The 12,745-nt window shown below is 71.8% G+C and carries 13 protein-coding genes; 11 read left to right on the forward strand and 2 right to left on the reverse strand.

Annotation, left to right across the window (positions count from 1 at the left end; genetic code table 11):
* Positions 1-9 precede the first annotated feature (9 nt).
* A complete protein-coding gene (locus AC07B0_RS15775) occupies positions 10-291 on the forward strand; it encodes a hypothetical protein (RefSeq protein WP_467295760.1) in 282 nt (93 codons plus the stop codon).
* On the forward strand, positions 291-605 hold the full coding sequence (locus AC07B0_RS15780; RefSeq protein WP_267088552.1) for a Rieske (2Fe-2S) protein: 315 nt from the start codon (positions 291-293) through the stop codon (positions 603-605). The genes AC07B0_RS15775 and AC07B0_RS15780 overlap by 1 nt, the downstream gene beginning before the upstream one ends.
* Before the next feature lie 180 nt (positions 606-785).
* On the opposite strand, the gene AC07B0_RS15785 is transcribed toward AC07B0_RS15780, so the two are convergent.
* The gene (locus tag AC07B0_RS15785) at positions 786-1,190 is read right to left on the reverse strand and encodes a pyridoxamine 5'-phosphate oxidase family protein (protein WP_356881867.1); all 405 of its coding nucleotides are present in this window, start codon (positions 1,188-1,190) and stop codon (positions 786-788) included.
* 115 nt (positions 1,191-1,305) lie between these two features.
* Here AC07B0_RS15785 and clpB point away from each other — a divergent pair, with 115 nt between their 5' ends.
* Positions 1,306-3,906 (forward strand): ATP-dependent chaperone ClpB, encoded by a 2,601-nt coding sequence (clpB, locus tag AC07B0_RS15790; RefSeq protein WP_356881865.1) that lies wholly within the window; start codon positions 1,306-1,308, stop codon positions 3,904-3,906.
* A 123-nt stretch (positions 3,907-4,029) separates the two neighbouring features.
* The gene (locus AC07B0_RS15795; protein ID WP_356881863.1) at positions 4,030-4,572 is read left to right on the forward strand and encodes a type III secretion system chaperone family protein; all 543 of its coding nucleotides are present in this window, start codon (positions 4,030-4,032) and stop codon (positions 4,570-4,572) included.
* A 131-nt stretch (positions 4,573-4,703) separates the two neighbouring features.
* On the opposite strand, the gene AC07B0_RS15800 is transcribed toward AC07B0_RS15795, so the two are convergent.
* Positions 4,704-5,879, reverse strand: coding sequence for a pyridoxal phosphate-dependent aminotransferase (locus tag AC07B0_RS15800; RefSeq protein ID WP_356881861.1), 1,176 nt, complete (start codon positions 5,877-5,879; stop codon positions 4,704-4,706).
* Between the two features lie 297 nt (positions 5,880-6,176).
* Here AC07B0_RS15800 and AC07B0_RS15805 point away from each other — a divergent pair, with 297 nt between their 5' ends.
* The 7 genes from AC07B0_RS15805 to fbaA all read left to right on the forward strand — a co-directional run bounded on the left by AC07B0_RS15805 (position 6,177) and on the right by fbaA (position 12,569).
* Positions 6,177-6,458 carry a hypothetical protein gene (locus tag AC07B0_RS15805; RefSeq protein WP_478898403.1) on the forward strand — a complete coding sequence of 94 codons (282 nt, stop codon included), beginning with the start codon at positions 6,177-6,179 and terminating at the stop codon, positions 6,456-6,458.
* Positions 6,459-6,664: 206 nt separating this feature from the next.
* Entirely contained in the window at positions 6,665-7,189 is a 525-nt protein-coding gene (locus AC07B0_RS15810; RefSeq protein ID WP_356881857.1) for a DUF2617 family protein, read from the forward strand.
* 137 nt (positions 7,190-7,326) lie between these two features.
* The gene (locus tag AC07B0_RS15815) at positions 7,327-8,967 is read left to right on the forward strand and encodes a polyamine aminopropyltransferase (protein WP_356881855.1); all 1,641 of its coding nucleotides are present in this window, start codon (positions 7,327-7,329) and stop codon (positions 8,965-8,967) included.
* Between the two features lie 58 nt (positions 8,968-9,025).
* Complete coding sequence (locus tag AC07B0_RS15820; protein ID WP_469382830.1) at positions 9,026-9,901, forward strand: SRPBCC family protein; 876 nt, start codon at positions 9,026-9,028, stop codon at positions 9,899-9,901.
* Between the two features lie 19 nt (positions 9,902-9,920).
* Positions 9,921-10,709, forward strand: a complete 789-nt coding sequence (locus AC07B0_RS15825) for an aldose epimerase family protein (protein ID WP_356881852.1) — start codon at positions 9,921-9,923, stop codon at positions 10,707-10,709.
* Positions 10,710-10,730: 21 nt separating this feature from the next.
* The gene (gene pyrE / locus AC07B0_RS15830) at positions 10,731-11,270 is read left to right on the forward strand and encodes an orotate phosphoribosyltransferase (RefSeq protein ID WP_356881850.1); all 540 of its coding nucleotides are present in this window, start codon (positions 10,731-10,733) and stop codon (positions 11,268-11,270) included.
* Between the two features lie 276 nt (positions 11,271-11,546).
* A complete protein-coding gene (fbaA, locus tag AC07B0_RS15835) occupies positions 11,547-12,569 on the forward strand; it encodes a class II fructose-bisphosphate aldolase (RefSeq protein WP_356881848.1) in 1,023 nt (340 codons plus the stop codon).
* Positions 12,570-12,745: the final 176 nt, after the last annotated feature.

A 12,745-nucleotide genomic window follows, 5' to 3' on the forward strand; every position in this document is an offset into this window, starting at 1 on the left:
TTCCATCAAGTGAGGACGAAGCCGACCATGTACAAGAGAATGCTTCGCTCGGCGCTTGCCGTTGTTTTCTCCGCTGTTGCGGTTTTTGGGGCAGTCAGCGCCGTCAATGGCGATGCGGGGAGCGCTCTGGCCAGTGACAGCGGCTGGAACATCGTGCCGACGGGTCCGACGGGCAAGACGGACAGCGGTTGGAACAGCGCACCGGTGGACAGCGGTTGGAACACCGCGCCCGCCGGGCAGGCCGGAGAGCCCGACAGCGGCTGGAACACCGCACCCGTGAAGGCGCTCTGATGACCCCCGACGACCGAGACTTCCGACGCGAGATGGCCTCGGCGTACCGGTCCGGGTGGCAGTTCATCGATCTCGCCACCGCCATTCCCTACGCCGGCGATTCGTTGATGGTCACCCTGTTCGGCCAGCCGATCGTCGTCGTGCGCGAGGAGGACGAGGACGTCCGCGCCTACCGCTGCCTGCGCCGCCCCCGGGGCGCACCGCAGCCGGTCCGCTGCGAAGTGCGGTACGGCATGGTCTTCGTCAACCTCGATCAGCGCGACCACCAGCTCTTCGAACCCGACATCACCGCCGCCACCCCCCGCAGTGCCTGAAGCGATCCCCCCGTCGTTGCAGATCGCTCAGGTGCTTCCCCCACACAACGGCGCCATCGTGGACCTGACCACGATGGCGCCGTTGTGATGTCCGCGTCCAGTGGTTGAACCGGACAATCAACAGGCCGTGTTCCGGTCCCGGCCCAGGTCCCCGCGGCCCTGGCCCCGTCGTGCCGGACCTCAGGCCCGGCCCATCGCCCGGTCGAGGGTGATCTCCATGACCACCCGGTCGGGGTTGGGCGAGGGCGTCCGCCCGTAGCGCTCCGCGTAGCGCTCCACGGCCTCGGCGACCGACGCCGCGTCGGTGCGGATCACCGCCCGGCCCTCCAGGGTGGCCCAGCGCCGCCCCTCCATCTGGCACACCGCCACCCGCGCCGCGCCGTCGGGCGACGCCAGGATGTTGCGGACCTTCTTGCTGTGCCTGTTGCTGATCACCCGGGCCAGCCCCGCCACCGGGTCGTACGTCACGCCCACCGGCACCACGTGCGGGGTGCCGTCGGGGCGCGGGGTGGTCAGGGTGCAGACGTGCCGCTCCCGCCAGAAGGCGAGGTACTCGGGCGTCGGGTTGAGTACGTCATGGGACATGGGCCGAAGAGTACGCAGGAAGCGTGCACGGCTCTGCCTTGAGTGGAATAGACTCAACTTTGCAGACGCTGTAGCTGTCAGAGTTACGCACCCCGTCGGAGAGGAGAAGCCGAGAGTGGACGCCGAGCTGACCAACAAGAGCCGCGACGCCCTGAACGCAGCCACCAGCAGGGCCGTGAAGGACGGCCACGTCGACCTGACCCCCGCCCACCTGCTGCTGGCCCTGCTCGCCGGCGAGGACAACGAGAACGTCACCGACCTGCTCGCCGCGACCGACGCCGACCAGGCCGCCGTCCGAGCGGGCGCCGAACGGCTCCTCGCCGCCCTGCCCAGCGTCACGGGTTCCACCGTCGCGCCCCCGCAGCCCAGCCGCGACCTGCTCGCCGTACTCGCCGAGGCCGACGCCCAGGCCGGCCGGCTCGGCGACGAGTACCTCTCCACCGAACACCTCCTCATCGCCATCGCCGCCAAGGGCGGACCGGCCGGTGAGGTCCTTTCCGCCCAGGGCGCGACCGCGAAGAAGCTGCTGTCCGCCTTCGAGAACGCACGAGGAGGACGGCGGGTGACCACCCCCGACCCCGAGGGTCAGTACAAGGCCCTGGAGAAGTTCGGCACGGACTTCACGGCAGCCGCCCGCGAGGGCAAGCTCGACCCGGTCATCGGCCGCGACCACGAGATCCGGCGCGTCGTCCAGGTCCTGTCGCGCCGCACGAAGAACAACCCGGTGCTCATCGGCGAGCCCGGCGTCGGCAAGACCGCCGTCGTCGAGGGCCTCGCCCAGCGCATCGTCAAGGGCGACGTCCCCGAATCCCTGAAGAACAAGCGCCTCGTCTCCCTCGACCTGGGTGCGATGGTGGCCGGCGCGAAGTACCGCGGCGAGTTCGAGGAGCGCCTCAAGACCGTCCTCGCCGAGATCAAGTCGAGCGACGGCCAGATCATCACCTTCATCGACGAACTGCACACGGTCGTCGGCGCGGGCGCCGGCGGGGACTCCGCCATGGACGCGGGCAACATGCTCAAGCCCATGCTGGCCCGCGGCGAACTGCGCATGGTCGGCGCCACCACCCTCGACGAGTACCGCGAGCGCATCGAGAAGGACCCCGCGCTGGAGCGCCGCTTCCAGCAGGTGCTGGTCGCCGAGCCCACCGTCGAGGACACCATCGCGATCCTCCGCGGCCTCAAGGGGCGCTACGAGGCCCACCACAAGGTCGTCATCAACGACAGCGCCCTCGTCGCCGCCGCGACCCTCTCCGACCGGTACATCACCTCGCGCTTCCTCCCCGACAAGGCCATCGACCTCGTCGACGAGGCCGCGTCCCGGCTCCGCATGGAGATCGACTCCTCGCCCGTCGAGATCGACGAGCTCCAGCGCTCCGTGGACCGGCTGCGCATGGAGGAACTGGCCCTGAAGAACGAGTCCGACCCCGCCTCCCGCGAACGCCTGGAGCGCCTGCGCAAGGACCTCGCGGACAAGGAGGAGGACCTGCGGGGCCTCACCGCCCGCTGGGAGAAGGAGAAGCAGTCCCTCAACCGGGTCGGCGAACTCAAGGAACGCCTCGACGACCTGCGCGGACAGGCCGAGCGCGCCCAGCGCGACGGCGACTTCGACTCCGCCTCCAAGCTGCTCTACGGGGAGATCCCGACGCTGGAGCGCGAGCTCGCGGAGGCCACCGAGGCCGAGGCCGAGGCGTCCAAGTCCGGCGCGGCCAAGAACAGCATGGTCAAGGACGAGGTCGGCCCCGACGACATCGCCGACGTCGTCGGCGCCTGGACCGGCATCCCCGCCGGCCGCCTGCTGGAGGGCGAGACCCAGAAGCTGCTCCGCATGGAGGACGAGCTGGGCCGCCGCCTGATCGGCCAGGGCGAGGCCGTGCGGGCCGTCTCCGACGCCGTGCGCCGCACCCGCGCCGGCATCGCCGACCCGGACCGCCCGACCGGCTCGTTCCTCTTCCTCGGCCCCACCGGCGTCGGCAAGACGGAGCTGGCCAAGGCCCTCGCGGACTTCCTCTTCGACGACGAGCGGGCCATGATCCGCATCGACATGTCCGAGTACGGCGAGAAGCACAGCGTGGCCCGCCTCGTCGGCGCCCCGCCCGGCTACGTCGGCTACGAGGAGGGCGGTCAGCTCACCGAGGCCGTCCGCCGCCGCCCCTACAGCGTGGTCCTGCTGGACGAGGTCGAGAAGGCCCACCCCGAGGTCTTCGACGTCCTGCTCCAGGTCCTCGACGACGGCCGGCTCACGGACGGCCAGGGCCGCACCGTGGACTTCCGCAACACCATCCTGATCCTCACCTCCAACCTGGGCAGCCAGTTCCTGACGGACCCGGCGACCTCGGCGGAGGACAAGAAGGCACGCGTCCTGGACGTGGTCCGCGCCTCCTTCAAGCCCGAGTTCCTCAACCGGCTCGACGACCTGGTGGTCTTCTCCGCGCTCAGCAGGGACGAGCTGGCCCACATCGCCGAGCTCCAGATCGGCCGGCTCGCCAAGCGGCTCGCCGACCGCCGCCTCACCCTCGACATCACCCCCGCGGCGCTGGCCTGGCTGGCGGACAAGGGGAACGACCCCGCGTACGGGGCCCGGCCGCTGCGGCGCCTGATCCAGACCGCGATCGGTGACCGGCTCGCCAAGGAGATCCTGTCGGGCGAGGTCAAGGACGGGGACACCGTACGCGTCGACGTGGCCGGGGAAGACCTGCTGGTCGGACGGGCCCTGTAAGGACCGTCGGCGCTTACCCCGGTCCTACTCCTGTCCGCCCGGAGCGGATCGCGCGTGCAGGGGTGGACACGGGGTAGGCGCGATGGGGGAGGATGGCGGTATCCGCACGAAGGGAAGTACACGGTGAGCATCGACCCGGCCTCGATTCCGAACTTCGGAGGGCAGCAGCCCGATCCGCAGGCCACAGGACCGGCGGGCCCCGTCGTCCCCGACCAGGACCTGGTCAAGCAGCTCCTGGAGCAGATGGAGCTCAAGTACGTCGTCGACGACGAGGGTGACCTCGCGGCGCCGTGGGAGGACTTCCGCACGTACTTCATGTTCCGCGGCGAGGACGAGCAGCAGGTCTTCTCCGTGCGGACCTTCTACGACCGCCCCCACGCGATCGAGGACAAGCCGCAGCTGCTGGAGTCCATCGACGACTGGAACCGCCGCACCCTGTGGCCGAAGGTCTACAGCCACACCCACGACGACGGCTCCGTCCGTCTGATCGGTGAGGCGCAGATGCTGATCGGCACCGGCGTCAGCCTGGAGCACTTCGTGTCCTCCACGGTCAGCTGGGTCCGCGCGTCCATCGAGTTCGACAAGTGGCTCATCGAGCAGCTCGGACTGGAGAAGGAAGTCGACTCCGCCGAGGGCGACGACAAGAAGGACGAGGGCGACAACTAGTCGCCCCGCCGGTCGCCCCGCGGCCGCGCACGACGAAGGGCCCGCCCCCGCTTCCCGGGGGCCGGGCCCTTCGCCGTGTCCCTAGAGCCGTGCCGGGCGTCGCGACCCGGTGGACCTTTCCGGTCACGGCACTAGAGCCGGCGCAGCCGTTCCACGGCGTCCTGGAGGACCTCCGTGCGCTTGCAGAAGGCCCAGCGGACCTGGGTGGCGCCCGCGGCCTTGTCGTCGTAGAAGACCTGGTTCGGGATGGCGACCACGCCGCAGCGGTCCGGGAGGGCGCGGCAGAAGGCCAGGCCGTCCTTCTCGCCCAGCGGGGAGACGTCCGTGGTGATGAAGTACGTGCCCTGCGGGCGGAAGACCTCCAGGCCGGCGGCCTCCAGGCCGTCGGCGAGCAGGTCGCGCTTGGCCGCGAGGTCCGTGCGGAAGGCGTCGTAGTAGGCGTCCGGCAGGGCCAGGGCCTCCGCGACGGCGTACTGGAACGGCCCCGACGCCACGTACGTCAGGAACTGCTTCGCCGACCGCACCGCCGAGACCAGCGCCGGCGGCGCCGTCACCCAGCCGACCTTCCAGCCGGTGAACGAGAACGTCTTCCCCGCCGAGGAGATGGTCACCGTCCGCTCGCGCATCCCCGGCAGCGAGGCCAGCGGGACGTGGCCGCCCTCGAAGACCAGGTGCTCGTAGACCTCGTCCGTGACGACGAGGAGGTCCCGCTCGACGGCCAGCTCGGCGATCGCGGCCAGCTCCTCGCGGGTGAGGACCGTGCCCGTCGGATTGTGCGGGGTGTTCAGCAGGAGCAGCCGGGTGCGCGGGGTGATCGCGTCCCGCAGGGCGTCCAGGTCGGGTCGGAACAGCGGCGCGCGCAGGGTGAGCGGGACGCGGACCGCCCCGGCCATCGCGATGCAGGCCGCGTACGAGTCGTAGAACGGTTCGAGGGCGATGACCTCGTCACCCGGCTCCAGCAGGGCCAGCAGGGACGCCGCGATGGCCTCCGTCGCACCCGCCGTGACGAGCACCTCCGTGTCCGGGTCGTACGCGAGCCCGTAGAAGCGCCGCTGGTGCTCCGCGATCGCCGTACGGAGCTCCGGGACGCCCGGCCCGGGCGGGTACTGGTTGCCCCGGCCGTCGCGGACCGCACGCACCGCCGCCTCGGCGATCTCGGCCGGGCCGTCGGTGTCGGGGAAGCCCTGGCCCAGGTTGATCGACCCGGTGCGGGCGGCCAGCGCCGACATCTCCGCGAAGATCGTGGTGCCGAAGGCCGCCAGACGGCGGTTGAGGAAGGGGCGGCTGCTGCTCGCGGATCCGGTCATGAGCGCCATCCTGCGGGCAACCTCTGGAGTTGCTCAAGTGCGCTTTCGGGCGCGCGGCCCGGGGGCATCCCTCCAGCACGCGGGACGAAGGGGATCCCGCGCCCCGGGGAACCGGGGTGTCGAAGAGGAGGCGGGGGCCATGGTCCTGGTCTTTGTTCTGGTGCTGTCGTTCGTGGTGCTGGCCTGCGCCTTCGCGTGGGGCGCGCTCGCGCGGAAGAAGCGGGCCGCAGGGTACCGGCCGCACTCCTCCCGGTCCTCCTCACGCGGCCGGTCGGGTGACTCGGGCTCCGCGAGCTGGTGGGCCGCGGGCGGCGCGGGCACGACGTCCTCCTGCGGATCGTCGTCCGTCACCTGCGGGTCCTCGCCGTCCTCGCCGTCCTCCTGCGGGTCCTCGTCCTCCTCGTGTGGCGGATCCTCGTCCTCCTGCGGTGGCGGAGGCGGCTGCGGATCCAGCTGACCTTCCCGGAAGGCCGGGCGAGGAGTGTTGAACAGGGCGCCCGGCGGGGACAACTTCCCTCGGGCGTCTACTTGTTCGGCCCGGCACTACGGCGTACGGGCGGCATGTTGTTGAACACGTGAACCGAGTAGCCCCCGGGGGGATGTAAACCCCGTCAAGTTGGGTAAAAACGCTGTGAGTGCCGTGCCTTTCATGATTCCCTCGGTTGAGTAGACCAGTCCTCGGACCTCCCTGGACTTCCTGTGGACCCGTGCCGGTGTCCCCCCACCCGTTGACTACCGCTGGCGGGCCCCGGCCCATCTCCCTCGCGCGTTTGCGGAGCCGACTCATGCTCACGACCCTCCAGACCACCTATACCGACACGCGTGCCGCCGATCTCGCCTGGGCCCTCGGACGGGACCGGCTGCCCGCCCTGGCCGTACTGAACCTCCAGCTCGCGGACGCGAAGGTGGAGCTGCGCCTGCTCGGGGCCTCTCATCAGGTGCTCCTGGAGGAGGGTGAGGTCCTCTGTTCCGAGACCGTCGCGTGCATGCCCGGAAGCAGTACCCCGCTTCCGCTCGGCGTGGCCAAGCGCGTCGGGGACTGGGAGTACGAGTTCGCCGCGCGCGTCGAGAACCTCTCGCGCGGCTCCTTCGCCGGCCGCGCCCAGGAGCTCCTCGCCCTCGTCGCGGACCACCCGAACGGGCTAGCGGGCACCTTTCCCGGCAGCCCCCACGCCTTCACCGCCATGCTGGCCCAGCGCTACGAGGGCCAGGTCCGCTGGCGGACCTGGCACGCCTACCCCCAGGAGGGCCAGCTCGTCGCCACCCGCACCCGGGTGGGCGTACGCATGGGCGCCGCCGTCCCGACCTAGGCCGCGCGTCTGCGGGCGGGGCGGGGGGCGTTCGGGTCCGCATTGCCGCACCGTTACGCCAACTGGCCCGATCCGGGGGGTACTTGCACCCATGTGGGTGACAGGGTGTCGGTGGGCGGTGACGTACGGTTCGCTTCATGATCGACCGTTCCGCCCCCCGCGGGGTGCTCCCGGCGCCGGAGCCGCGGGGCGTGCAGACCGTCCCGGCCGCCCTGCCCGTACAGCCACGGACCGGCCGACTCCTCGTCCTGGCCACCGTGTTCGTCTGCGCCGCCTGCGGGCTCGTGTACGAGCTGGAGCTGCTCGCCCTCGGCTCCTACCTGATCGGCGACTCCGTCACCCAGGCCTCCGTCGTGCTGTCCGTCATGGTCTTCGCGATGGGCGTCGGATCGCTCCTCGCGAAACGGCTGCGCGGCCGGCCCGCCTTCGGCTTCGCCGCCATCGAGGCCGCGCTCGCCCTCCTCGGCGGGCTCTCCGCCATGGCCCTGTACGCGAGCTTCGCCTGGTTCGGCGAGTCCCGGCCCGCGCTCGTCGCGTTCTCCTTCGGGATCGGGGTCCTCATCGGCGCCGAGATCCCGCTGCTGATGGTGCTGATCCAGCGGATCCGCCGGCAGGACGCGGGCGGCGCGGTCGCCGACCTGTTCGCCGCCGACTACGTGGGCGCCCTCGCCGGCGGCCTCGCCTTCCCCTTCCTGCTGCTCCCGATGCTCGGCCAGCTCACCGGCGTCATGCTCACGGGCACCGTCAACGCCCTCGCCGGCGGCGGACTCGTCCTGTGGCTGTTCCACCGCGACCTCAGCCCCCGCTGCCGCTGGCTCCTGATCGCCGCGAACGCGGCCGTCCTCGTCGTCCTCGGCTCGGCGACCCTCCTCGCCGACGACTTCGAGCGGGTCGCCCGCCGCGCCGTCTACGGCGGGGAGGTACGGGTCGCCGTACAGACCGAGGTGCAGGAACTCGTACTGACCGGGCCCCCCACCGGATCCCCGCGCTCCCTCGACCTGTACCTCGACGGACGGCTGCGGGTCAGCGGCTACGACGAGTACCGCTACCACGAAGCGCTCGTCCACCCCGCGATGACCGGCCCGCACGCCCGCGTCCTGATCCTGGGCGGCGGCGACGGACTGGCCGCCCGCGAGGTGCTCCGCTACCGGGACGTCGCCTCCGTCACCGTCGTCGAGCTGGACCCCGGCGTCGTCCGGCTCGCCCGCACCGATCCGATGCTCTCCGCGCTCAACGCCCGGGCCCTCGACGACCCGCGCCTCGCCGTCGTCACCCAGGACGCCTTCCGCTGGCTGCGCGGTCCCGCGGCCAGGGACCGGTTCGACGTCATCGTCTCCGACCTCCCCGACCCCGGCATCACCCCCAGCACGAAGCTGTACTCACAGGAGTTCTACGGGCTCGCCGCGCGGGCCCTGAACCCCGGCGGGCGGATCGCCGTCCACGCGGGCGCCCTCACCACGCGGACCCGCACGTACTGGACCGTCGACTCCACACTGCGCGCCGCCGGCCTGCTCACCACCCCCTACGGCGCGGGCGGCCGCCTCTCCGGCTTCGCCGCCGGACCCGACCGCACCCTCGGCGGCACCGGCGCGCCGCCACAGGACTGGGGCTTCGTCCTCGCCGCCCGCGAACGGGCTCCGGAACTGCGCGTCGACCAGGCCACCCCGGCCCTGCGCGCGGTGTCCACGCGGGCCCTGCGGGACGCGGCCCGGGACGCCGCCCGGACCCGCGTGCACGGCCTGCCGCCCTCCACGCTGCCGCACCCGCGCTACTCCTGAGCAGGGAGGACTGTCGTGTCCGTGTGCACGGGCGGGTCTCGTCGGTAGGCTCGACCGCATGGAGCATCAGGTGTTCGTTCCGGTCCCGGCGGAAGACCTCCGCGCCGTGCTGCGCGACCCCGCCCGGGTGGCGCGCTGCGTACCCGGGCTCCAGCAGGACGCCGACACCGCGGCCGGGCCGCCGGCCGGGCGGCTCAAGGTACGGGTCGGCGGGCACACCGTGACCTACCGGGGTTCCCTCACCGTCACCGAAGGGGGACCGGACCGGTTCACCGCCGAGGGCGAGGGCACCGAAGTACGGGGCCACGGCACCGTCAAGCTCTCCCTCGGGCTGCGGCTGACCCCGGACGCGGACGGGACCCGCCTGGACTTCACCGGCGCGGCCACCGCCGACGGGAGGGCCGCCGCCTTCGCACCGGCGGCCACCGCCGTCGCCGCCCGCCGCCTGCTGGACCGGCTCGCCGCGAACCTGGCCGCCGAAGCCGCCCCGGCCCCGGCCGCGGCCCCCGAGACCTGGCTGCCGGAGACCGACCCGCACGATCCCGTCGCCGAGGCGGAAGAGGCCGCCGACGACGACGCCACCGATGGCGGCGCCGAGGCCGACGGGCCCGCGGACGAGGTCACCGCGTCCGTCTTCGACACCGACGTGCCGCCCCCGTCCCTCGACCCCTTCCTCGCGGGCGACTTCCGGGACGCCGACGGCCCGGCGCAGGCCGCCGCCCGCCCGCCGGCCGAAGCCGCCCACGCCCGCCGCACGATGATCGGCCGCAGCGCCGAGGAGGTCGACCACGCGCCCCCGCGCGGCCGCTACGCTCCCGTCCCGGCCCCCTCCACCGTCACCGCGGGCGGCGGCCTGCGCTGGGTGGCCCCGGCCGCGGCCCTCGCCATCGCCTCGGCCGTCGTCGTCGGACGGGCGTTGCGCCGCCGCCGCTGACTCGCCGTAGGGTCGCCGTATGAGCACGCAACTGAGCGCCGGCGGCGCCGACATCACCATCGACCAGGAGAACGGCTGCCGGATCAGCAGTCTGCGCGTCGACGGGACCGAGCTCCTGCGCCAGGGCGCGCACTACGGGGCCTTCCCGATGGTCCCCTGGTGCGGGCGCACCGCGGACGGCCGGTTCCGCGACGGTGCGACGGTCCATCAGCTGCCCCTGAACCACCCGCCGCACGCCATCCACGGCCTCGGCCGCGACACGTCCTGGCGCCGCGCCGGGGTGACCGGCACCCGGGCGGCGTTCACCTTCGACCTCGCCGAACCCTGGCCGTACGCGGGCCGGGTGACGCAGGTCTTCGAACTGTCCGAGGACGCGCTGACGCTCACCATGGGCGTGGAGACCTACCAGGACTCCTTCCCCGCCCAGGCCGGCTGGCACCCGTGGTTCAACCGCACCCTGACGGCCGGCGGCGCGGAGGCGCAGATCGCCTTCGAGCCCGCCTGGCAGGAGGAGCGCGGCGCCGACCACCTCCCCACGGGCCGCCGCGTCGAGCCCACCCCCGGGCCCTGGGACGACTGCTTCGGGATGCCCGACGGCGTGGACGTCACCCTCACCTGGCCCGGCGAGCTGGAACTGAAGGTCACCGCCCGGACCGAATGGGTGGTCGTCTACGACGAGCAGCCCGAGGCCGTCTGCGTCGAGCCCCAGTCCGGCCCGCCGAACGGCCTGAACACCGCCCCGCTGCTGGTCACGCCGGTCGACCCGCTGGAGGTCTCCACGACCTGGACCTGGCGGCGGCTGGCCTAGGCCCCATTTAAGCTCGGGGGCATGACTGACGTACGCGATGCGCTTCTGCAGCAGATCAAGGACAAGGCCGTCGTGCACGGCAAGGTGACCCTCTCCTCCGGCAAGGAGGCCGACTACTACATCGACCTCCGCCGGATCACCCTCGACGGCCAGGCCGCCCCGCTGGTCGGGCAGGTCATGCTCGACCTCACCGCCGACCTCGAATTCGACTGCGTCGGCGGTCTGACCCTGGGCGCCGACCCGGTCGCGACCTCGATGCTCCACGCCTCCGCCGCGCGTGGCCAGCGCCTGGACGCCTTCGTCGTCCGCAAGGCCCAGAAGGCCCACGGCATGCAGCGCCGCATCGAGGGCACCGACGTCAAGGGGAAGCGCTGCCTGGTCGTCGAGGACACCTCGACCACCGGCGGATCCCCGCTGACCGCCGTCGAGGCCGTCCGTGAGGCCGGCGGGGAGGTCGTCGCCGTCGCCACCATCGTGGACCGCGGCGCCGCGGACGCGATCGCCGAGGCGGGCCTGCCCTACCTCACCGGCTACCAGCTCGGGGACCTCGGCCTCGCCTGAGTACGTTCCGGGCATCTCGGATCGTGGTCGGGCCCCGCTCGGAACCGGAACAACTGGTGACGAAGGTCCTCAGAAGTCCCCGTCTGGGCCCTGACCTGCTGCTTTGCGGTCGGGTGCGGTGTTTCACGTGAAACACTGCGCCCGGCTCACCCCGCACGGGGTGACCGGAGGGGTGGAGTGTCGCGCCGAGTCTGGAAAGATAGGCGCGACGATGACGTCGCCCCCAGGTCAGGGCCCGCAATAAGCACACTCCCCGCACATCCAAGGAGCGGACAGATGCCCATCGCAACCCCCGAGGTCTACAACGAGATGCTCGACCGGGCGAAGGCAGGCAAGTTCGCCTACCCGGCCATCAACGTCACCTCGACCCAGACCCTGCACGCTGCCCTGCGCGGCTTCGCGGAGGCCGAGAGCGACGGCATCATCCAGATCTCCACCGGTGGTGCGGAGTTCCTGGGTGGCCAGTACAACAAGGACATGGTCACCGGCGCGGTCGCCCTGGCGGAGTTCGCGCACGTCGTCGCCGCCAAGTACGACATCACGGTCGCGCTGCACACCGACCACTGCCCGAAGGACAAGCTGGACGGCTACGTACGTCCGCTCCTGGAGGTGTCCGCCGAGCGCGTGGCCCGCGGCCTGAACCCGCTCTTCCAGTCGCACATGTGGGACGGCTCCGCCGAGACCCTGGCCGACAACCTGGCCATCGGCCAGGAGCTGCTCGCCAAGGCCGCCGCCGCGAAGATCATCCTTGAGGTCGAGATCACCCCGACCGGCGGCGAGGAGGACGGCGTCACCCACGAGATCAACGACGAGCTGTACACCAGCGTCGACGACGCGCTGCGCACCGCCGAGGCCCTGGGCCTGGGCGAGAAGGGCCGCTACCTGCTGGCCGCCTCCTTCGGCAACGTGCACGGCGTCTACAAGCCGGGCAACGTCGTCCTGCGCCCCGAGCTCCTGAAGGACCTCCAGGCCGGTGTCGGCGAGAAGTACGGCAAGTCCTCGCCGTTCGACTTCGTCTTCCACGGCGGCTCGGGCTCCACGGCCGAGGAGATCGCCACCGCGCTGGAGAACGGCGTCGTGAAGATGAACCTCGACACCGACACCCAGTACGCCTTCACCCGCCCGGTCGCGGACCACATGTTCCGCAACTACGACGGTGTCCTGAAGGTCGACGGCGAGGTCGGCAAGAAGTCCACCTACGACCCGCGCACCTGGGGCAAGCTGGCCGAGGCCGGCATGGCCAAGCGCGTCACCGAGGCCTGCGCGAACCTGCGCTCCACCGGTACCAGGCTGAAGTAGTACCGAAGACCTGAAGGGGTCCGCCGGTCCGTCTCGGACCGGCGGGCCCCTTCGTGCGTGCGCGCCCGCCTGCGTGCCCGACGTGTCCGAGGTGCCCGAGGTGACATGCGGCGGTGGACTGCGGCCCCGTGATGGTGTGAAATCTACTCTCAGAGAAACGTACCCGCGGTTATGTA

The organism is Streptomyces sp. NPDC044704 (genome assembly GCF_056433525.1).